General features: G+C 70.6%; 14 protein-coding genes. 12 read left to right on the plus strand and 2 right to left on the minus strand.

Going from position 1 to position 22,268, the window contains the following annotated elements; translation table 11 throughout:
• Nucleotides 1-14: 14 nt before the first annotated feature.
• Together ACH413_RS01640 and ACH413_RS01645 are read left to right on the plus strand one after the other, a co-directional pair.
• Complete coding sequence (locus tag ACH413_RS01640) at nt 15-887, plus strand: aminoglycoside phosphotransferase family protein (protein WP_360029682.1); 873 nt, start codon at nt 15-17, stop codon at nt 885-887.
• Entirely contained in the window at nt 887-1,744 is an 858-nt protein-coding gene (locus ACH413_RS01645; RefSeq protein ID WP_360029683.1) for an aminoglycoside phosphotransferase family protein, read from the plus strand. Before ACH413_RS01640 ends, ACH413_RS01645 begins: the two co-directional genes overlap by 1 nt.
• Here the strand turns inward: ACH413_RS01645 and ACH413_RS01650 are convergent.
• Complete coding sequence (locus tag ACH413_RS01650; protein WP_360029684.1) at nt 1,721-2,539, minus strand: helix-turn-helix transcriptional regulator; 819 nt, start codon at nt 2,537-2,539, stop codon at nt 1,721-1,723. The two genes, ACH413_RS01645 and ACH413_RS01650, sit on opposite strands and share 24 nt — an antisense overlap.
• A 55-nt stretch (nt 2,540-2,594) precedes the next feature.
• On the opposite strand from ACH413_RS01650, the gene ACH413_RS01655 reads away from it, so the two are divergent.
• The 10 genes from ACH413_RS01655 to ACH413_RS01700 all read left to right on the plus strand — a co-directional run bounded on the left by ACH413_RS01655 (nt 2,595) and on the right by ACH413_RS01700 (nt 20,011).
• Nucleotides 2,595-3,347 carry a nuclear transport factor 2 family protein gene (locus ACH413_RS01655; RefSeq protein WP_360029685.1) on the plus strand — a complete coding sequence of 251 codons (753 nt, stop codon included), beginning with the start codon at nt 2,595-2,597 and terminating at the stop codon, nt 3,345-3,347.
• 1 nt (nt 3,348) lies between these two features.
• Nucleotides 3,349-4,194, plus strand: coding sequence for a protein-ADP-ribose hydrolase (locus ACH413_RS01660; RefSeq protein ID WP_360029686.1), 846 nt, complete (start codon nt 3,349-3,351; stop codon nt 4,192-4,194).
• Complete coding sequence (locus ACH413_RS01665) at nt 4,191-4,985, plus strand: hypothetical protein (RefSeq protein WP_360029687.1); 795 nt, start codon at nt 4,191-4,193, stop codon at nt 4,983-4,985. The genes ACH413_RS01660 and ACH413_RS01665 overlap by 4 nt, the downstream gene beginning before the upstream one ends.
• Nucleotides 4,986-5,180: 195 nt before the next feature.
• Nucleotides 5,181-11,690 (plus strand): SDR family oxidoreductase, encoded by a 6,510-nt coding sequence (locus tag ACH413_RS01670; protein WP_360029688.1) that lies wholly within the window; start codon nt 5,181-5,183, stop codon nt 11,688-11,690.
• The gene (locus tag ACH413_RS01675) at nt 11,678-15,343 is read left to right on the plus strand and encodes a beta-ketoacyl synthase N-terminal-like domain-containing protein (RefSeq protein WP_360029689.1); all 3,666 of its coding nucleotides are present in this window, start codon (nt 11,678-11,680) and stop codon (nt 15,341-15,343) included. Before ACH413_RS01670 ends, ACH413_RS01675 begins: the two co-directional genes overlap by 13 nt.
• Nucleotides 15,343-15,603 (plus strand): acyl carrier protein, encoded by a 261-nt coding sequence (locus ACH413_RS01680; protein WP_036014077.1) that lies wholly within the window; start codon nt 15,343-15,345, stop codon nt 15,601-15,603. The genes ACH413_RS01675 and ACH413_RS01680 overlap by 1 nt, the downstream gene beginning before the upstream one ends.
• Complete coding sequence (locus tag ACH413_RS01685; protein WP_360029690.1) at nt 15,596-16,363, plus strand: alpha/beta hydrolase; 768 nt, start codon at nt 15,596-15,598, stop codon at nt 16,361-16,363. The genes ACH413_RS01680 and ACH413_RS01685 overlap by 8 nt, the downstream gene beginning before the upstream one ends.
• On the plus strand, nt 16,360-17,496 hold the full coding sequence (locus ACH413_RS01690) for a glycosyltransferase (RefSeq protein WP_360029691.1): 1,137 nt from the start codon (nt 16,360-16,362) through the stop codon (nt 17,494-17,496). The genes ACH413_RS01685 and ACH413_RS01690 overlap by 4 nt, the downstream gene beginning before the upstream one ends.
• Entirely contained in the window at nt 17,493-19,241 is a 1,749-nt protein-coding gene (locus ACH413_RS01695) for a class I SAM-dependent methyltransferase (protein WP_360029692.1), read from the plus strand. The genes ACH413_RS01690 and ACH413_RS01695 overlap by 4 nt, the downstream gene beginning before the upstream one ends.
• On the plus strand, nt 19,238-20,011 hold the full coding sequence (locus ACH413_RS01700; RefSeq protein ID WP_360029693.1) for a hypothetical protein: 774 nt from the start codon (nt 19,238-19,240) through the stop codon (nt 20,009-20,011). The genes ACH413_RS01695 and ACH413_RS01700 overlap by 4 nt, the downstream gene beginning before the upstream one ends.
• On the opposite strand, the gene ACH413_RS01705 is transcribed toward ACH413_RS01700, so the two are convergent.
• Nucleotides 19,989-22,229 carry a glycoside hydrolase family 3 N-terminal domain-containing protein gene (locus ACH413_RS01705; RefSeq protein ID WP_360029694.1) on the minus strand — a complete coding sequence of 747 codons (2,241 nt, stop codon included), beginning with the start codon at nt 22,227-22,229 and terminating at the stop codon, nt 19,989-19,991. The two genes, ACH413_RS01700 and ACH413_RS01705, sit on opposite strands and share 23 nt — an antisense overlap.
• Nucleotides 22,230-22,268 lie beyond the last annotated feature (39 nt).

Consider the following 22,268-nt stretch of genomic DNA (forward strand, 5'->3'; position numbering starts at 1 on the left):
GGGGGAGTTGATCGATGCTCGACGGCGAGACCGCCACCGACGTGTCCCTTGTGGACGAACTGATCCGCACGCAGTTCCCGCACTGGCACGGGCTGCCGATTCGCGAGGTGGCGCACGGTGGCACCAGCAACGCCATGTACCGGCTGGGCGACGACCTGGCGGTGCGGCTGCCGCGCCGCGAGTGGGCCCAGGACGGGGCGGGCAAGGAAGCCGTCGTCGTTCCGCTGGTCGCGCCGCACGTGCCGGTCGCGGTACCGGAACCGCTCGCGCTGGGCGAACCGGCCGGGAACTACCCGTACCAGTGGGCGGTGGTGCGCTGGCTCGACGGCGAGACCGCCCCGATCGGGGACGTCGGCGAGGACACCCCGTTCCGGCTGGCCGAACTGATCCGCGCACTGCACGAGATCGACGCGACCGGGCAGCCGTGGACCACCGGTCGAGGCCGGGTGAACGGTGCTGACCACGACGACGCCGTCCGCGGCTGCATCGCCCAGGTCGGCGGCGATCCCAGGCTCGTCACCCTCTGGGAGGACGCGCTGAACGCCCCGAGCTGGGAGCGGTCCGGCCGCTGGCTGCACGCCGACCTGCACGTCGGCAACCTGCTCTTCCGCGACGGCGAGCTGACCGGCGTGATCGACTGGGGCAGCGCCGGCGTCGGCGATCCGGCGGCGGACCTCATGACGGCCTGGCTCTACCTGGACGAACGTGGACGCAAGCAGTTCCGGCGCGAACTCGCCGAGTTCGACGACGCCACCTGGGTGCGCGCGAAGGGCTGGGCGTTGCACCTCGCCGTGCTCGCGCTGCCTTACTACCGCGAGACCAACAAGTTCCTCGCCGGCATCGCCAGCCGCACGCTCGACCAGCTCTGCCCCGGCTGGGACGACTGATGCGGATCGACGTGTCCCTTGTGGACGGACTGATCCGCGACCAGTTCCCGCGCTGGCACGGCCTCGAACTCACCGAACTGAGGCACGGCGGCACCGACCACGCCATCTACCGCCTCGGCGACGAGCTCGCGGTGCGGCTCCCGCGCCTGGAAGAGGCCAAGGACCAGGCCGAACGGGACTTCCAGGTGGTGCCGCGACTGGCCCCGCACCTCCCGGTCGCGGTGCCGGAACCGCTGGAACTGGGCGAGGCCGCGGAGGACTACCCGTACCGGTGGTCGGTGGTGCGCTGGCTGCCGGGCGACCTCTCCACGATCGACGCCGTCAGCCCGCACACCGGCGCGCGCCTGGCCGAGGTGCTCCTGGCGTTGCAGAAGATCGACACCACGGGCGAACCGTGGACCACCTACCGCGGCCGCCACGACATCTCCGTCAGCGACGCGGGTGTGCGCTGGGCGATCGCGAAGCTCGGCGGGGATCCGCGGCTCACCGGCATCTGGGAGGACGCGATCAGCGCCCCGCGCTGGCACCGGCCGCTCCGGTGGGTGCACGCCGACCTCCACCGGGGCAACCTGCTGTTCGCCGGCGGCGAGCTGACCGGCGTGATCGACTGGGGCTGCGCCGCCGCCGGTGATCCGGCGGGCGACCTCATGACCGCGTGGCTGTTCCTCGACGAACGAGGCCGCGCGCAGTTCCGGCGCGAGCTCACCGAGTTCGACGACGCCACCTGGGTGCGCGCGCGAGGCTGGGCGATGGAACTGTCGGTGCTCGCCCTCGCCCGCCGGGGCGACAGCAACCCGTTCGTCGCCGGCATCGCCCGCCACGCTCTTGGCCAGCTACTCGCGGAATGCGCCGGGTGACGTGCCCGTCTCGCGGGCGAAGAACTTCGTGAAGTTCGTGGCCTCGCTGAACCCGAGCCGGTGCCCGATCGCCGCCGACGACAGGTCGGTGTGCACGAGCAGCCGTTTGGCCTCCAGCGTCACGCGGGCGTCGATCAACGCCTTCGCGGACTGGCCCGTCGCGGCCAGGCAGATGCGGTTGAGGCTGCGCGTCGAGTAGCCGATGCGGGCCGCGTACTCGGCGGCGTTGCGCGTGGCGGCGAACGAGCGCTCCAGTTCCTGCTGGAAGCGTTCGAAACGGGCGTCGGCGTGGCCGGGGGTGGAGCCGGGCAGGCGGGCGACGCGCAGCAGCAACGCGCCCAGGAGTTGGCGGAGCAGGTCCACCGGTTCGTTGGTCAGCAGGTTGCGGCGGTACTCCTGGCGGAGGTCCTGCACGGCGCGGGTGAAGACCGCCAGCTCAGCCTTCGGGACCAGATGCCGGACCGGGCCGAACGGGCTGAGCGCCAGGGGTGGGAACGCCGGGGTGAAAAGCACCATGAGCGCCTCTGCCGCACCGGTCGGCAGGCGGAGCACCCGGCCGGGGCTGACGTGCAGGAGTGTGCCGGGGGAGCACGGGTGGTCCACGAAATCGACCATGGTGGTGCCGGTGCCCGCGGTGAACAGGAACAGCTGGTGGAAGTCGGTGCGGTGCACCTTGCTCAGCGTTTCCTCGGTGAGTCTGCGGCGGAGCACGCCGAGGTCGAGCGCTTCCAGGCCCAGCTGCCCGCGGTCGGGGTTGCTGAAGCCGAACTGCGCGACCTGTCCACTTCTGACCATGGTGAGGCGTGATCCTACCTCGTCGCAGGCGCCTGGCTGGGACATCGTTGCAGCCATGAACAACAAGGAACTCGTGCTCAAGGCCACCGGCGAACTGTTCGGCGACAAGGACCCGTCCGCTGTGGACCGTTGGGTCGCCGCCGACTACCGCCAGCACAGCTCTCTCATCGCGGACGGACCCGAGGCGTTGCGCGGGCTCGTCGCCGGCCTGCCGGAAGGCTTCCGCTACGAACTGGCGCGGGTGATCGCGGATGGTGATCTCGTTGCGCTGCACGGCGTTTACCACGGGTTCGGGCCGGAGCCGCTCGTCGCGTTCGACCTGTTCCGGGTCCGGGACGGCAAACTGGCCGAACACTGGGACGCACTGACGCCCGTGGTCGCGAACACCGCGAGTGGACGGTCCCAGACGGACGGTGCGGCGCAGCCCGCCGCCGAGGGCACCGAACGCAGTCGTGAGCTGGTGAAGGAGTTCGCGCAGCGGATCCTTCAGGACGCCGACTACTCGGTGCTGACCGACTACATCTCCACCGAGACCTACCTGCAGCACAACCCGGAGGCGGCAGACGGGCTCGACGGGTTCGGGGCGGCCGCGGCGAAGTGGGCGGGGGAAGGCAAGAACCTCGTCTACAAGACGGTGCACCAGGTGGTGGCCGAAGGTGATCTCGTTCTGCTGCAGTCGGAAGGCGAGTTCGGCGAGCCGGTCGCGTACTGGGACCTGTTCCGCGTCCAGGACGGCAGGATCGTCGAGCACTGGGACGTCATCGCGCCCATCCCGGCCGAGCTGCCGCACTCCAACGGGCTGTTCTGACGTGCTCACAACACTGCCCGACTACCGGCACGCGGTCGCGCTGGACGAGCCTTTCCGGCCGCTCAGCGCGCCCGCGCCCGCCGGCGAACTCGACCTGCTCACCAGCCTCGCCCTGCGGATGCTCGGGGACGACCCGTGGGTCGGCCGGTTCCGGCTGCCGCGCGAGGCGGGGGAGCGGCGCCGCATGCTGCGGGCGGTGCTCACCGTCCGCGAACCGGCGCCGCTGGACCCCGAACTCGTCGCCGTGCTGGACGCGCTGCTCGGCGGCGAACGTCAGCAGCGGCCGTCCGCGAACGCCCTGGCGCTGCCCGCGCCGATCGCGGTGTGGCGGGGCGACATCACCCGGCTGAGGGTGGACGCGATCGTCAACGCCGCCAACGACGCCTTGCTCGGCTGCTTCCAGCCGATGCACGCCTGCGTCGACAACGCCATCCACAACGCCGCGGGGCCGCGGTTGCGGGCCGACTGCCACCGGATCATGACCCTGCAGGGCGCGCCGGAGCCGACCGGGACCGCGAAGATCACCCGCGGGTACCACCTGCCCGCGCCGTTCGTGCTGCACACCGTAGGCCCGATCGTGCGCGGGAACCTGTTGCCCGCGCACGGAACGGCGCTCGCCGACTCCTACCGGGCGTGCCTCGACGTCGCGGCCGAGGTACCAGGAATCCGCACGGTCGCGTTCTGCGGGATCAGCACCGGGATCTTCGGATTTCCGGGGAGACCGGCCGCGCGCATCGCGGTCGGCACGGTCCGGGACTGGCTCGCCGCACACCCCGGCCGGTTCGACCGCGTGGTGTTCGTGGCGTTCAGGGGCGAGGACGAGGCCGTCTACCGGGAGTTGTCGTGACGCTGGAACGCTGGCTGGACGAAGCCGATCGCGTGCTCATCGCGGCGGGCGCGGGACTGTCCGCCGCCGCGGGTTACGACTACTCGGACGCCGAACGGTTCGCGGAGCTGTTCCCGGTGCTGCACGAGAAGGGTCTGTGGGCGAGGTACCAGCTGATCGGGCTGCCGCTGCCGCCCAGGTTGCTGTGGGGTTACTGGTCCGTGCACGTCAACGACATCAGGTTCGGTGAAGGACCGAACCCCGTCTACACGCGGCTGCGGGACCTGGTCGGTACCCGTGACCACTTCGTACTGACGTCCAATGTGGACGGGTTGTTCGCGCGCAACGGGTTCGCGGAGGACAGGGTGTGGACGCCGCAGGGCGACTACGGCCGCTACCAGTGCGAGACGCCGTGCACACGGGAAACGTGGCCCAGTAGGCCGATCGTGGACGCCGCATTGGCCACCTATGACGTCTTGACAGGGGAGTCCGACACGCTGCCGTCATGTCCGCGATGCGGCGGAGCGGTGTTCCTGAACGTGCACAAGGGGCCCGAGTACGTGCCGGATCACTACGTGCCTGCGGGAGCGCGGCTGCGTGAGTGGCTGGGAGACGGCGTGCTCGTGATCGAGATCGGGGCCGGGTTCAGCACGCCCACGGTCATTCGCCGGCCGGTGGAGTCGCTGGTCCGCGCCCTGCCAAGCGCTCGGTTGGTGCGGATCAACACCGCGCACGCCGAGGTGCCTGCCGATCTTGGTGAACGGGCGGTGTCTGTCCGGGCGGACATCACCGAGGTGCTGGGTCTGCCATAGCACGTCGCGCTATCCGCGAACTGGAGTAAGGCCCCCCGCCATCCGGGGCCATTCGTCAGGTTACGTATGTGAGAAAGTTTCATCACCCTCTCGACGGCGCATCGGGTTTGTGCGTACGGTGAGCGCGTTGTCACCGTACCGGTCAGTAGGAACCCTAGCTGAATTCCTTTCTCCCCACCCCTGCAGGGTGAGGAAGTGAGCACAGTGAACATGCTGTCGGATCGAGAACGGGTGCTGTGTCTGAGTCCGTTCAGCACCCCCAACCCGGCCCTCGTGGTCGCGGCCGAACGAGCCGGTGGGCTCGGCGTGCTCGACCTCGGGCCGGACGCTGCCGCCGACCTCGCCCGCGTGGCCGCGCGTCATCCGCGCGCGTTCGGGGTGAGACTGCACGGACCGTTGACGGTGCCGCTGCCAGAAGCCGTGGACACCGTCGTAGTCGATCTCGCCCTCTTCGCGCCGAACCTCGCTGAGCTGGGTGAACGCCGTGTTCTCGCGGTGATCACCTCGGTGGCGGAAGCCGTTGCGGCGATCGAGTTCGGGGCCACCGGCCTGATCGCGAAGGGTGCCGAGTCAGGCGGCCGAGTGGGTGGTTCGCCCGCGTTCGTGTTGCTCCAGCAGGTGCTCGCGCTGACCGATCTACCGGTCTGGGTGGCGGGTTCGATCGGCCCTGACACGGCTGCCGCGGCGGTCGCGGGCGGTGCGCGCGGAGTGGTGCTGGAAGGCCAGCTCACGCTCGTCGCGGAGGCTCGAAAACATATTTCCGGCGAAATTGTCAACGCCGTCCGGATGATGGATGGCGCCGACACCGTCGTGAACCGCGGGTTACGCGTTCATGTTCGTCAAAACACGCTCGAAATTGGTCAAGAAGGTTCCTTGGCTGATTTCTACCGTACCTCGTTTGGGACCGTCGGAGGCGTGGTCGGCGCGATTGCGGCGGGCATTCGGGACAATCTCACCCTGGCGGGTGAGCACCGCTCGATCCGGTCGGGCGGACCGTTCTGCGACCGCGTCCCCGGCCTGCGGTACCCGATCGCGCAGGGGCCGATGACCCGCGTCAGCGACCAGCCCGCGTTCGCCGAGGCCGTCGCCGAGGGTGGCGCGCTGCCGTTCCTGGCACTCGCGTTGATGGAGGGCCCGGCTGTCCGGACGCTGCTCGAGCACACCGCGGAGAAGCTCGGCGACCGGCCGTGGGGCGTCGGGCTGCTCGGCTTCGCGCCGCCCGAACTGCGGGCGCGGCAGATGGAGGCCGTGCTGGCCGTCCGGCCGAAGTACGCGATCGTCGCCGGGGGCACGCCCACGCAGGCACGCGAACTGGAGGACGCCGGCATCGAGGCGTTCCTGCACGTGCCGTCGCCCGCGCTGCTGCGCCGGTTCCTCGACGAGGGCGCGCGCAAGTTCGTCTTCGAGGGCTCGGAGTGCGGCGGTCACACCGGACCCCGGACCAGCTTCACGTTGTGGCAGCAGCAGATCGACGTCCTCAAAGGCCGCGAGAAGGACGTCGTCGCACTGTTCGCCGGCGGCATTCACGACGCCCGCTCGGCCGCGATGATCTCCGCCATGACCGCGTCCATCGCGGCACGGGGTGCGGCCGTCGGCGTTCTCGTCGGCACCGCCTACCTGTTCACCGAGGAAGCCGTGTCGCACGGCGCGATCCGGCCGGTGTTCCAGCAGGTCGCGCTGGAGTGCGAGGACACCGCACTGCTGGAGACCTCACCAGGCCACGCCGTCCGCTGCGCACAGACGTCCTATGTGGACACCTTCGAGCAGGCGCGGGCCGAGCTCACCGGACTGTCGAAGCAGGAGAGCTGGGAGAGGCTCGAACAGCTCAACCTGGGACGGCTCCGGCTCGCCAGCCGCGGTCTCGTCCGCGACGACGGCGTCCTCAAAGAGGTCGGCGACGACGAACAGCGCCGCGAGGGCATGTTCATGATCGGCCAGGTCGCGACCCTGCGGTCCGAACGCACCACGATCGCCCAGCTGCACGAGGACATCGTCTCCGGTGTCGTCCCCGAGACCACCGAGCACGAGACCGCCCAGGAACCGCTGGACGTCGCCATCGTCGGGATGGCCGCGATCATGCCGGGCGCCCGCGACGTCACCGAGTTCTGGGCGAACGTCCTGGCGGGTACCGACTCCATCACCGAGATCCCACCTGACCGCTGGTCGCCCGAGCGCTACGGCAGCCCGTTCCGCTGGGGCGGTTTCCTCCCGCGCACGGCCTTCGACCCGCTCGCGTACGGGATCCCGCCCGCCTCGCTGACCTCGATCGAACCCGCCCAGCTGCTGGCGCTTGAAGTGTCGGCGAAGGCGCTGGCCGACGCCGGGTACCAGACCAGGGTGTTCGACCGCGAACGCACATCGGTGATCTTCGGCGCCGAAGCCGGTGCGGACCTCGCGAACGCCTACACGGTCCGCACCGCGTTGCCCGCCTTGGGAGTCACCGGCCTGGACGACCACCTGCCGAAGCTGACCGAGGACTCGTTCCCCGGCGTGCTCGGCAACGTGATCGCGGGCCGCGTCGCGAACCGGCTCGACCTCGGCGGCGCGAACTGCACCGTCGACGCCGCCTGCGCGTCCAGCCTCGCCGCGCTCGACGTGGCCTGCAAGGAACTCGTCGGCGGCACCAGCGACATGGTCCTGTGCGGCGCGGTCGACCTGCACAACAGCGCGCACGACTACCAGATGTTCGCCTCGGTGAAAGCCCTGTCCGCCAAGGGGCGCTGCGCCACGTTCGATTCGGCGGCGGACGGCATCGCGCTCGGCGAGGGCGTGGCCGCCGTCGTGCTGAAGCGGCTGGCCGACGCCGAACGCGACGGCGACCGGGTCTACGCGGTGATCAAGGGCATCGGCGCGTCGAGTGACGGCCGGTCCCTGGGATTGACCGCGCCCCGTCCGGAAGGCCAGCAACGAGCCCTGCGCCGCGCGTACGCGTCGGCCGGGCTGCCGGTCACCGACGTCGGTCTGGTCGAGGCGCACGGCACTGGAACCGTGGTGGGAGACCGGACCGAGCTCAAGTCGCTCACCGAGATGTTCTCCGGCGTCGAACCCGGCACCTGCACGATCGGCTCGGTCAAGTCGCAGATCGGCCACACCAAGTGCGCGGCGGGCCTCGCGGGCGTGATCAAGGCGGCGTTGTCCATCCACACCGGACTTCGGCCCGGCACGTTGCACGTCAAGCAGCCCAACGCCTTCTGGGACGCGCAGACCAGCCCGTTCGCGTTCGGCCACCGCACGTGGGCGAGCAGGAACCGGGTCGCGGGCGTGAGCGCGTTCGGGTTCGGCGGCACGAACTTCCACACCGTCATCGCGGGCTACACCGGCGCCGACGAACCCCGCCACGGCCTGACCGCCTGGCCCGCCGAGCTGTTCCTGATCCGCGGCGACGATCAGGTTGCCGCCCAACGGGAAGCCGCTCGCCTCGCCGCCCTGGTCGACGAGCGCACCCCGTTGCGTTCGCTGGCCGCAGCGTGCGGAGAAGGCACCGTTCAGGCAGCGTTCGTCGCCAGCGATCACGAGGGCCTGCGGAAGGCACTCGCGGATGTCGAGGCCTGGCGCGAGTCCGGCGTGGTGTCGCTGAGGTCCGGGGAACGGCCCCAGATCGCGTTCCTCTACCCAGGTCAGGGCAGCCAGCGGCCGGGCATGCTGCTCGACCTGGTCACTGCTTTCCCGCGACTGCAGGACTTCCTGGACGCGCGCTACGAGCGGGTCATGTACCCGCCGGCTGCACTGACCGCCGAGGACGTGTCCCGGCAGCGCGCGGAGATCACCGACACCCGCAACGCCCAGCCCACGCTCGGCATCGCCGGTCTCATGGTCACGGCACTGCTGGACTCCGTCGGCGTGCGACCGGATCTGGCCGGTGGCCACAGCTACGGCGAACTGGTCGCGTTGTCGGCGGCCGGTGCGTTCGGCGCCGCCGACCTGCTGGACCTCAGCGCGGCCCGCGCCCAGGCGATGCTGGACGCGGTCGGCGAGGACCCCGGCACGATGGCCGCCGTGACGGCCGCGGTGGCCGAGGTCGAGGCCCTGCTGCCGGCCGATGTCGTGGTGGCGAACCACAACGCGCCCGACCAGGTCGTCATCTCGGGTCCGACCGAGGCCGTGCACAACGCCGTCGAGGTGCTGAAGAACGCCGGGCTGACCGTGAAGAACATCCCGGTCGCCGCCGCGTTCCACAGCCCGCTGATGGCCGGTGCCCGCGACCGGTTCGCGGCCCGGCTCGCGGCGATCGACCTGGGCGAGACGCGGTTCCCGGTGTGGTCCAACGTATCCGCGGCTCCTCATGCCGATGTGCGCGAAGGCCTGTCCGAGCAACTCGCGGGCCGGGTTCGGTTCGTGGACCAGATCGAGTCGATGTACGCGGCGGGTGCGCGGATCTTCGTCGAGGCAGGCCCCGGCGGGGTGCTGACGTCGCTCGTCGGCAAGACCCTCGGCGACCGGCCGCACCAGGCGTTGCGCTGCGACGACCACGTGACGTTCCTGCGCACATTGGCAGCTCTCGCGGTCGCCGGTGTCGAGGTGGACACCGCACCGCTGTTCGAGGACAGGGCCGAACCCGCCACGGTCGTGCCGCCACGGCCGGGCTGGTACGTGGATGGAGGACTCGTGCGGGACGCGAACGGCGACGCTCTACCCGGTGGGCTCCGGCCCGCGACCGAGTTCCCGACTCTCCGAGTCGGCTCCGGGCTGGGACGCGACGAGATCATCGAGAAGTTCCTGGACGGGATGCGGGACGCGGTGAGCGCCCAGCGGGACGTGCTGCTGAGCTACCTCGGCACCGAACCGGCCGCGGTGCCCGCACCCAGGCAGGTGATCGACCAGCCGGTGGTCGTCGTGCCGCAACCGCAGGCCGCGCCGCAGGAAGACGTCGCGACGGTGGTGCTGCGCACGATCAGCGCCCGCACGGGCTATCCGGTCGAGATGCTGCAGCCGGGCCTGGACCTGGAAGCCGACCTGTCGATCGACTCCATCAAGCGGACGGAGATCGTCGGCGAACTGGTGGCGGAACTGGGCGCGGCCGGTGAGGTGGACGAACTCGCGCAGCTCAAGACCATCGACGGCATCGTCGGCTGGTTCGGCTCGGCGGTCCCGGTCCTCGCTCCCGCGAAGGACGTCCGGGCGGTCGTGCTCCAGACGATCAGCACGCGCACGGGCTATCCGATCGAGATGCTGCTGCCGGGCCTGGACCTGGAAGCGGACCTGTCGATCGACTCCATCAAGCGCGCCGAGATCGTGGGCGAGCTGGCCCAGGAACTGGGTGCGGCGGGTGGCGTCGACGAACTGGCCCAGCTCAAGACGATCGACGGGATCGTCGCGTGGTTCGGCGAGACCCCGGCACTGCCCGCTCCGGCGCCCGCGCTCGCGTTGCCGGTGTCCGGAGGCAAGCTCGTCCGGCTCGTGCCGCAGGTGGTGCCCGCCGAGCCCGCCTCACCGGCCGACCTCACCGGCAGGACCGTGCTGATCATCGACGACAACGGGATCGGCCTCGAACTCGCCGACCTGCTCGAACGCCACACCGCCCGCCCGCGCGTCGAACCGGCGTTCCCGGACGACCTGACCGGCATCGACGTCGTGATCCGGCTCCAGGCGCGGTTGCCGGAGGCCTTCAGCGAGGTCAAGCGGTGCGTGACGAACGGGGTCGCGCTCGTCGTGGTGACCACGGGCGGCGGCACGTTCGGCTTCGACCACACGCCCGACGAGCTGCCCGCGGACATCGGTCTGCACGGCCTGATCCGCACGGCCGCGCTCGAGTACCCGGACCTCGTGGTGCGCTCGGTCGACGTCAACCCCAAGGAGAGCCACCGCGACATCGCCACCGCGCTGCTCGCCGAGATCGGGCCAGGCCCGGCGGTCGTCGGCTACCAGGCCGGTAGGCGGCAGGTCATCGAGGCGATCCCGGGAGACCTCGAAGCGGGAACCCTCGACCTGGACGCCGACAGCGTGGTGCTGCTGACCGGCGGCGCCCGCGGCATCACCGCGCTCGCCGCGATCGAACTCGCCGAGCGCACGGGCTGCCACGTCGAACTGATCGGCCGCACCCCGATCGCGGCCGAAGACCACCGGCTGAGCCACGCCACGACCGAGCCCGAGCTCGTGAAGGCGCTGTTCGAGCTGGGCGAGAAGGACGACGTGCCGGCCAAGGCGCGCAAGGTGCTCGCCGAACGCGAAGTCCGGCAGACCATGGAACGGTTGCGCGCCAACGCCTCGAGTGTCCGCTACCACGAGTGCGACGTCACCGACGCCGAGGCCGTGGGCAAGGTGATCGACGACGTCAAGGCGCGGTTCGGCCGGATCGACGGGGTCATCCACGGTGCCGGAGTGCTGGACGACAAGCTGATCGAGGCCAAGACGCAGGAGTCGTTCGACCGCGTCTGGGCCACGAAGGTCAACGGCGCCAAGGCGTTCGGCGACGGGTTCCTCGTGCTGTTCGGCAGTGTCAGCGGCGTCTTCGGCAACCGCGGCCAGGCCGACTACTCGGCCGCCAACGACGCGTTGGACCGCATGGCGAGGTTCTGGGGAGCCCAACGACGGGTCGTCGCCGTTGACTGGGGCCCCTGGGCCGGTGCCGGGATGGCGGTCGGGCTCGCCGACGAGTACGCGCGGCGCGGCATCCCGCTGATCGAGCCGAAGCAGGGCGTCGACGCGCTGCTGAACGAGATCGCGAACGGTCAGGACGTGCAGGTGGTCTACCGATGGGAGGCATAGCGATCGTCGGGATCGGCGCCGTCTTCCCCGGTGCCCCCGACGCGGCGACGTTCTGGCGCAACATCGTCAGCGGCGTCGACGCGATCGGTCAGATCCCGCCCGGCCGCTGGGACCCGGCCACCTACTACGACCAGGACAGCAGGACGGGCGACCGGTTCTACTGCCGCAAGGGCGGGTTCGTCGACGACCTGGCCGAGTTCGACCCGACCCGGTTCGGCATCATGCCGTCCACAGTGGACGGCGCGGAGCCCGACCAGTTGCTCGCGCTCGCCACGGCCGCGGAGGCGATTGCCGACGCGGGCGGTGAGTCGATGCTGCCGTCCCGGGACCGCGTCGGCGTGGTCGTCGGACGCGGCGGGTACCTCACGCCCGGCTGTGCGCGGCTCGACCAACGGGTCCGGTTCGCCGACGAGGTCATGTCGGTGGTGCGCGACCTCTTCCCGAACATCGCCGGAACCGAGCTGAACACCGTGCGCCAGGCCATCCGCGACCGTCTCGGGCCGGAGCAGCCGGAAGCCTCGATCGGCCTCGTGCCGAACCTCGCGGCGTCGCGCATCGCCAACCGGTTCGACCTCAAGGGCACCGCCTACACCGTGGACGCGGCGTGCGCGTCCGGACTGGTCGCCGTCGAGCACGCCGTCCGCGAACTCCAGGAGGGTCGCGCGGACGCCATGCTCGCCGGCGCCGTCCACGTCTGCCACCACCCGACGCTGTGGAGCGTGTTCACGCAGCTCAGGGCGTTGAGCCCGACCGAGCGCATCCGGCCGTTCGACGCTTCAGCCGACGGCACGCTGCTGTCCGAGGGCGTCGGCATGGTCGTGCTCAAGCGGCTGGAGGACGTCGGCGACGAACGCGTCTACGCGGTGATCCGCGGCATCGGCACGGCGAGCGACGGCCGCGCGACGAGCATGATGACGCCCAACCCGGACGGGCAGATCCTTGCCGTGCAACGGGCCTGGGCCAGCGCGGACCTCGACCCGCGGAAGAACCCACCGGGACTGATCGAGGCGCACGGCACCGCCACACCCGCCGGTGACGCCGCCGAACTCCAGACGATGATCGCCGCGTTCGGCGGGCAGGGCGACGAGATCGGCATCGGCACGGTGAAGTCGATGATCGGCCACGCGATGCCCGCCGCCGGCATGGCCGGGCTGATCAAGGCCGCGCTCGCCCTGCACCACAACACGCTTCCGCCGACCCTGCACGTCGAGAACCCGCACAGCAGCTTGACCGGCACCAGGTTCACGCCCGTGACGACCGCTCGCGAGTGGACCGGACGGCACCGCGCGGTCGTCAACGCGTTCGGGTTCGGCGGGATCAACGCCCACGCGGTGCTCGACGGCCACACCATCGCCAAGCCGCGCAAGCCGGTGATGACGTTCGCCGCCGACACCGCGGAGGAACTGGCCAGGGCACTCCAAGAACGCCGCACGTCCAGCGCGGACAGGGCGTTCCGGCTCGCCATCGGCAACCCGGACGACCGCAAGCTCAAGCTCGCCGAACGCGTTCTCGCCCAGGGCAAGGCGTGGCCAGGCCGGCACGACATCTGGTTCTCCCCGCAACCGCTGCTGACCGGCACGGACCAGGTCGCGTTCGTGTTCCCCGGCTTCGAGCGCGAGTTCAGCGGCGAGGTCGTCGACCACGCCGTCGGGCTGCTGCAGGACGGCCGCCGCGAAGCCCGCGAACTGATGGCACTCGGCATCACGCCGGGAGCGCTCGCCGGGCACAGCATGGGCGAGTGGACGGCGATGGTCGTCGGCGGCATCTACCCGACGATCGACGAGTTCGTCTCCGCACTCGGACCCGGCGCGGTCGCGGTCGTCGACATCGCCTACGCCGCACTGGGGTGCTCGGCCGACACCGCCGAGCGGTACCTGGTCGACGGCGTGACGGTCAGCCACGACAACTGCCCGCACCAGTCGGTGATCTGCGGCCCGATCGACCGCCTTGAAGAAGTTCTCGTCACGCTCAAGGCCAATGGCGTGATGGCGCAGCTCATGCCGTTTCGCACCGGTTTCCACACCCCGGCGCTCGCCCCGTACCTGGGCCGGGCCAAGGAGATGCTCGACGCACTGCCGGTCCGCACGTCGGACATCCCGGTGTGGTCGGCGAACTCCCTCGAACCGATGGCCGCCGGCGATGTCCGCGAACTGGTCCTGCGGCACCTGGTCGAGCCCGTCCGGTTCCGGCCGTTGCTGGAACGCCTGCACGGCGCCGGCTTCCGCGCGTTCGTCCAAATCGGACAGGGCAGCCTGCCCGGTTTCATCGGGGACACCCTGACCGACCGGCCGCACATCGCCGTGAACGCCGACATCGCACCGGAGGCCCTGTGGGCGTTCGGTCTCAAGCGCGGCACGGCCCACAAGGTCAAGCTCAAGCTCGGTACGCCGAAGATCAGGCTCGACGCGCTCGGCACCGAACCGGTGCTGGTGGCCGACGACAGCCCGATGTCCGCGGCGGTCAACAAGCTCCTGGCCCACACCAACGCCGTCGCACGCGAGGTGGTCGGTGCGCTCCGGCCGAACGAGGCCGGGTTCACCCGCGAGTTCTCGCTGCGGACGATGCCGGAACTGGCCGACCACTCGGTGTTCCCGCAGGCACCCGGCTGGCCGGATCTCGCGGACGGGTTCCCGATCGTGCCCGCGACCGGCCTGCTGGAGGTGTTCGCGGACGCCGCGCGCCGGCTCACCGGCGGCACCGTGCACGGGTTCGCGCAGGTCAAGGCCAAGCGCTGGCTCACGGCCCTGCCCGCGACGACCGTGAAGATCTCCGCCCGCGCGGAAGGCCAGGACCGGGTCGTCGTCAAGGTCGGCGACTACGCCGAGGGCATCGTGCTGATGGCACCGCAGGCGGTCCAGTCCGAACGCAAGGAGCTGCAAGGCGTTCGTGAGGCACCAGTGTCCGCAGACGAGCTGTACAAGGACAACTGGATGTTCCACGGACCGGCGTTCGCGGGCGTCACGCAGATCGACTGCTTGGCGGACAACGGGATCGCGGGCGTGCTGACGCCGTTGCCCGCGCCGGGAGCGTTGCTGGACAGCGCCGGGCAGCTGATCGGCCACTGGATGCAGGTCTGCCGCACCGAGGACCAGACCGTGCTGCCGACCGGGATCGAGCAGGTGACGTTCCACGGGCCGGTGCCGACCGCCGACGTCCAGTGCACCGCGTGGATCCGCGAGGTCACCGAGCAGGTGATGATCGCGGACGCCGAACTGACCGTGAACGGCGCGCTGTGGTGCCGGATCACCGGCTGGACCACCCGCCGCTTCACCACGAACGACCGGATCTGGCAGGTCAAGCTCAAGCCCGGCACCGAGATGCTGTCCACACCGGACGGTGAGTGGCTGCGGGTCACCGAGACCTGGTCCGACAGCGCGACGCGTGACCTGATCATGCGCCGCTACCTGAACTCCGCCGAACGACGGCACTACGGCGGCCTGGACGTGCCTGCCCAGCGCGACTGGCTGCTGCGCGTGATCGCGGCCAAGGACGCCGTGCGGGGGTGGCTGTGGGATCGCGGGGCAGGGCCGGTCTATCCGGCGGAGCTGACCGTGACCGCCGACGGCCGGGTGCGCGGCGCGTTCGCCGTGCCCCGGATCGAAGTCATTGCAGAACTCGGGCGAGCCGCGGCCCGCGTGCGAACGGAGATGTGATGGACGAGGTGCTGCAGCAGGTCGCCAAGCTGATCACCGAGGTGGTCGGGCCGGACTTCCTGCTGGGCGTGGAGATCACCCGCGACACCACGTTCAGCGACGACCTGGGCCTGGAGTCGATCGAGTTCGTCGCGCTCGCGGACAAGCTCAACGCCCACTACGGCGTGGATCTCGTGGCCTTCCTGGCGGACATGGACATCGACGAGATCATGGCGATGTCCGTCGGCCGCCTCGTCGACCACATCACGGCGCGTGTCTGACGTTCACGCCCGAGGGCTGCGATTTCACGTGCAGCGGCTCGGGCCGGAAACGGGACCGACCGTGGTGTTCGTGCACGGACTGGTGATGGACAACCTGTCCAGCTTCTACTACACGCTCGCCGCGCCGCTGGCCCAGGCCGGGTTCGGCACCGTGCTGTTCGACCTGCGCGGGCACGGCCTGTCCGAGCGGCCGCCGTCCGGTTACACGCCGGAGGAGAGCGCGCTGGACCTGGTGGCCGTGCTGGACGAGATCGGCGTGACCGAGCCGGTCTTCCTGCTGGGCAACAGCTACGGCGGCGTCGTCGCGATGCACGCGGCCGTCCAGGCTCCCGAACGGGTCGGCGGCGTCGTGCTGGTCGAGTCGGCGGTCGGGGGAGTGGTCGGCGACGCGTGGTTCGAGGACATCACGAACACGCTGACCGTCGCCGCGCTCGGCCTGGAGTTCGACCGCACGCAGGACCAGCTGATGGCCCTGGGACAACGCAAGATCGCGAAGCTCGCCGTGAACGCCCACGCGTTGCTCAACGGCACGACGCTGATCGACGACCTCGGCTCCGGCGCGAAGCTCGACCTGACGCAGGTGCAGTGCCCGGTGCTCGGGGTTTACGGCGCCGAGTCCGAACTGATCGGGGCGGCCGCGGAGCTGCAGGAACGGATTCCGGCGTGCCGGCTGCACGTCGTGACCGGCCTGGGGCACACGGTGCTCCGCGAAGCCACGGCCGAGCTGCTCGACGTGCTGCTGGACTGGTTGCCGTCATGAGCCGGTTCCTGTTCGTGGTGCCGCCGCTGACCGGCCACGTCAACCCGACCGCCTCGGTGGGCGGCGAGTTGCTGGCGCGCGGGCACGACGTCGCGTGGGTCGGGCATCCCGGCACGCTGAAGCCACTCCTGCCGGACGACGCACGGGTCTTCCCCGCGATCGACGACCTGCTGGAAGCCGACATCCGCGCGAAACGGGAGCGCTGGCTCGCGTTGCGCGGGATGGCGGTGCTCAAGTTCTTCTGGGAGGAGTTCCTGATCCCGCTCGGGCACTCCATGGTGCCCGGAGTCGACCTGGCGGTCAGGGGCTTCCAGCCGGACGTGATCGTCGCCGATCAACAGGCACTGGCAGGGCCGTTGGTGGCGCGCAACGCAGGCGTGCCTTGGGTGACGTCCGCCAGCACCTCCGCGGAGCTGGTCAATCCACTGAGGACGATGCCGAAGGTCGACGCCTGGGTGCGCGATCTGCTGCACGACTTCGCCGACGGGGACATCAGGTTCTCCGAGCTGCTCGTGCTGGTCTACAGCTCGAAGGCGTTGGTGGCGGGGGAGTTCGGCGACGAGGTGGCGTTCGTGGGGCCCGCGCTGAGCCATCGCGTGGAACGGGTGGACTTCCCGTGGGAGTGGCTGGTGCGCGGAGCGGAGCCACGTACCGTGCTGGTCTCCCTGGGAACCCTGAACGGACCCGCCGGCGAACGCTTCCTCGGTCAGGTCCTGGAAGCCGTCGCCGGTCTCGCCGTCCGGGTCGTGATGGTCGCCGAACCGCGGCCCGCGCCGCCCAACGTCCTGATGCTCCCGTCCGTGCCGCAACTCGCGCTGATGCCGCACCTGGACGCGGTCGTCACGCACGGCGGACACAACACGGTCTGCGAGGCGCTGGCACACGGGTTGCCGCTGGTCGTGGCACCGATCCGGGACGACCAGCCGACCGTCGCCGCCCAGGTCGTGGAGGCCGGTGCCGGAGTGCGACTGACCTACTCGCGGGCGCGCGCGGCAGACATCCGCAGCGCACTGGAGTCCGTGCTGGACGAGCCGGAGTACGCGGCCGCCGCCGGACTGGTGCGCGAATCGTTCTTGGCGGCAGGCGGCGCAGCGGCCGCAGCCGACCGACTGGAGAAGGTGGTGGCCGGGTGATCCTCACCGTGCTGGTGGTGCTCGTCGTCCTGCTGGACGTGCTGCGCCTGCGTTCCCGCGCGTCCAAGCTGCGAGTGCTCGCTCCGGGCGTGAGCGAGCACTCGCTCCTCACCGCCACGGGGGTGCACCCGGAGGGTTCGTGGGAGACCGACGCGGACCTCGTCGACCTCGTGCCGCGCGACCTGCCGACGGTGGCCGCGCTGGACCTGCTCGGCGCGTTCGATCCCGGCAAGTACCGCGACGACCAGTGGGCGCGCGGCATCAGCGCGTCGCAGGCCGTTCTGGTGCGGGAGAAGTACGTCGAGGAGGTCGATCCCGACGACCCGACCGAGTTCGTGGCCTACGTGCGGCGGGTCAAGGACCACGTGCACGCGGTGGTCGACATCGCCGTCGCGCCGGGGCTCAAGGCCGGTCCGTACGACCTCGGCTATCGCGCGGCGACGTTGCGGCGGCTCGGGAAGCGGCCGTCGCTGTGGATCGCGGGCTCGGTCATCGGGTACGCGACCGTGATCGGTGCCCTGATCACGAACTGGCAGTGGGGACTCGTCGCACTGGCCGCGTACTGGGCGCACCCGATCCTGGTGTTCGCCGGAACGCCGCTGAGCCCGCGCGACCTGTGGGTGCCACGGGTGCTGCGCACGCCCTACCTGTGGTTCAAGACGTCCGGGGGCAAGAAGTCCACGGCCGAGAAGCGCCAGGCCGAGACCCTCAAGGCCGCCGCGCCCTGGTACGAGCAGAACCGCGACCGGAACTTCCACGAGGCACCGCGCGACAACTGCCCGTCCTGCGGCAGCACGGACCTGCGCCGCTGGGTCACCGCGACGGACCTGGTGCAGCGCAAGCCCGGCACGTTCACGATGGACCGGTGTGTCCGATGTGGACACGTCTGGCAGAACCCGCGGCTGACCGAGGAAGGCCTGGGCTTCTACTACCGCGACTTCTACGACGGCCTCGGTGAGACGTCGGCCGAAGCGGTGTTCTCCGGCAAGACCGACCCGTACTACGGCCGGGCGCGGATGGTCGAGCCGTTCACGAAACCCGAACGCTGGCTGGACGTCGGTTCCGGGCACGCCCACTTCTGCCTGGGAGCCAAGGAGGTCCTGCCGGCCACGACGTTCGACGGGCTCGACCAGGGCGCGGCCATCGAGGACGCGGCCAGGCTCGGCCGGATCGAGAACTCCTACCGGGGCAGCTTCAAGGACTTCGCGGGCGAGCTCAAGGGCCAGTACGACGTGATCAGCATGCACCACTACCTGGAGCACGTGCGCGATCCGTGGGAGGAGCTTGACATCGCGGCGGACGTGCTGCCCGACGGCGGCTACCTGCTGATCGAGCTGCCGGACCCGGAGTGGCGGCTCGGCCGGTTGTTCGGCCAGTACTGGATGCCGTGGTTCCAGCCGCAGCACCAGCACATGATGCCGATCGGCAACCTGGAGCACGCGCTCGCCGACCGCGGACTGACCACGGTGGCCACCGAACGCAAGGAAGCCCACCTCTGCAACGACTTCACGCTCGCGTTGCTGCTGTGGCTGGGCGACAAGGCACCGCGCACGCCCGCGCCGTGGCGCCCGGAGAAGGTCAGGCTCCGCCGGACCCGCAGCTTCCTGGTGTGGTCGCTGGGAATCCCGGCGTTCTTCGTCGCGCTGGCGCTGGACCAGACGGTGAACCGCTTCGTCGCCGCGCGCACCGGCAACGGCAACGCCTACCGGCTGCTGGCCCAGAAGGCATCGGCTGAGCAGGCATGATCGACATCGCGGATCGGCCTGAGCTCGCGCCGGAGCTCAGGCTGGTGCCGCACGCGTTCCGGCGCACGTTCGGCAGGCCCGCCGAAGGAGTCTGGTACGCGCCGGGCGTGCTGAACCTGCTTGGCGGTGCGATCAAGGTGCACGCCAGGTGGGGTGCGATCGTGGCGGGGGACCGGCGCGACGACGGCCTGCTGGAGCTGGTGTCGGTGAACCGGCCGACCGAACGCGCCCTGCTGCCGTCCGACGACGTCCCGGCCTGGGCGGCGGGAGTCGAGGCGAACGGCGGCGCCGCGTTGATGTGCAGCGTCGACCTGCCGCAGGGGAGTGGTCTGTCCGCCGGTGAGGCACTCAGGACGGCCGTCGCGCTGGCGCTGAAGGACCTCGCGGGCGAGCAGTTCGAGGAACCTCGACAGGAGGTCCTCGACCTGCCCGGCCAACGGCTGCTGGTCGTCGACACGCGGGTCCGGCGGCAGGAACCGCAGGTGGAACGGCCGTACGTCCAGGAAGCGGACGACCTCGGCGTCGCGCTGTCGGCGTACCACCGCGCCCAGGACCCGGATCCCGAGCAGGACGCGGTGGTGCGGGCGGCGCTGGCCGCAGGCGCGCGCGGCGCCAGCATGCTGATCGACCCGCCGGGCAGGCCCGCTGTCGCACTCGTCGACGCGGACCTGGTCCCGGCGGTGAAGAAGGCGATCACGAAGGCGGTGGAGATCCCTCCCCGCTACCTCACGATCGTCCCCGGTCCCTTCAAGACAGCGGCTTTACGGTGAACTCGGCCCGGCGCAGGTCCTTCGAGCTCGGACCCACGAGCAGGACGAACTCGCCGGGCTCCACCACGCGCAGCCCGGCCGCGTCGACGATCGTGCAGGCGGAGACCGGGAGCTCCAGGTCGACCTTCACGGTCTCGCCGGGCGCCACGTCGACCTGCCTGAACGTCTTGAGCTCCTTGTCCGCCCAGCTCACCGACGTGACGGCGTCGCTCACGTAGACCTGCACGGTCTCGCGGGAGGGCCGTGAGCCGGTGTTGGACAGCGTGATCGACGCCTTGACCGTCTCGTCCGGGCGCAGCACCGCCGTCTCCACGTGCAGGTCGCCGTACTCGACCGTCGTGTACGACAGGCCCTCGCCGAACGCGAACGCCGGCTCCTGCGTCAGGTCGGCGTAGCGCGTGCCGTGCTGACCGCGGATCTGGTTGTAGTACGTCGGCTGCTGACCGGCGTGCGCCGCGAACGAGATCGGCAACCGGCCGCTCGGCTCGACCAGCCCGTGCAGCACCTCGGCGATCGCCCGGCCGCCCTGCATGCCGGGGTTGGCCACCCAGAGCAGCGCGGCGGCGTTGCGCGCCGACGCGGGCAGCACCAGCGGCTTCGACGCGAGCAGCACCACGACCAGCGGCTTGCCGGTCTCGGCCAGCGCGTCCAGCAGGGCGATCTGGCCGCCGATCAGGTCGAGCGTGGCGGTGGACCGGCCCTCGCCGACCAGTTCGATCACGTCACCGACGACGGCGACCACGTAGTCGGCGTCCTGCGCCGCCGCGACGGCCTCGGCGATCAGGGCCGCGTCCGGCGCGCAGGCCTTCACCACGGGCGGGCGCGGCTGGCCGTCGGGGAACGTGTCGCCCTCGGGGTCCGGCTCCAGCGTGAGGATGTCGGCGCCACGGGCGTAGGTGATCTCCTGCGACGACAGCTCGCGCAGCCCGTCCAGGACCGTGGTGATCATCTCGCGCGGGTGGCCGTTGGGCAGCCAGTCGGCCTGGCCGGACGAACCGGCCCAGTCGCCGAGCTGGGTCTGGGCGTCGTCGGCGAGGGGACCGACGACGGCGATCTTGCCCTTGCCCTGCGCGAACGGCAGCACGCCGTCGTTGCGCAGCAGCACCAGCGAACGGCGCGCGACCTGCAGGTTCAGCGCCACGTGGTCGTCGTGATTGATCATCACGCGCTGGCGTTCGGCGTCGGGCCTGCGCGGGTTCTCGAACAGGCCGAGGTCGAACTTCAGCGTCAGGATGCGGGTGACCGCGCGGTCGAGGTCGGACTCGGCCAGCAGCCCCTCCTCGACGCCCTGCAACGCGCCGTCGAAGAACTGCGGGGTCGTCATGATCATGTCGTTGCCGGCCTTCACGGCGGCCGCGGCGGCGTGCGCGTAGTCGGGCTGGAGCTTCTGCTCCCAGACCATCCGGCCGACGTTGTCCCAGTCGGTGATGAGCGTGCCCTTGTAGCCCCACTCACCGCGCAGGACCTCGTCGAGCAGCCACGAGTTGACCGTGATCGGCACACCGTCGGTGGACTGGTAGCCGAGCATGAACGTCGCGCAGCCCGCGCGAGCGACCTTCTCGAACGGCGGCAGGAACCACGACCGCAGCTTGCGCCGCGACAGGTCCGCCTCGCTCGCGTCCCGGCCGCCCTGGGTCTCCGAGTAGCCGGCGAAGTGCTTGGCGGTCGCGAGGATCGCCGTCTCGTCGGCGAGGCCGTCACCCTGGTAGCCGCGGACCATGGCGGCCGCGAGCTCGCCGATCAGCACCGGGTCCTCGCCGAACGTCTCGTCCACGCGGCCCCAGCGCAGGTCCCGCGAGATGCACAGGACCGGCGAGAACGTCCAGTGCACGCCGGTCGCGGCGGCCTCGACGGCGGTGACGCGGGCGACCTGCTCGACCAGCTCCGGGTCCCAGCTCGCGGCCATGCCGAGCTGCGTCGGGAAGATCGTGGAGCCCTCGTAGAACGAGTGGCCGTGGATGCAGTCCTCGGCGATGAGCAACGGGACACGCAGTCGTGTCTGAGTGGTGAGGTCTTGCGCGCGCAGCACTCGTTCGGGCGAGGTGTGCAGGATCGAGCCGACGTGCTTGCGCAGCACGTGGTCGTCCAGGTCCTCCCTCGAGTCCAGCTGCATCATCTGGCCGACCTTCTCGGCCAGCGTCATGCGGCCCAGCAGGTCGGCCACCCGCTCTGGGGTCGGCAGCGTGGCGTCGAGGTAGGGCACGTCGTCGCGATCCATGTGGTCTCCGAGAGGGCTCGTGCGGCGGCAGCGTCTATG

The sequence above is a fragment of the Lentzea sp. NPDC020367 genome (genome assembly GCF_044387305.1).
Classification (GTDB): Bacteria; Actinomycetota; Actinomycetes; order Mycobacteriales; family Pseudonocardiaceae; genus Lentzea.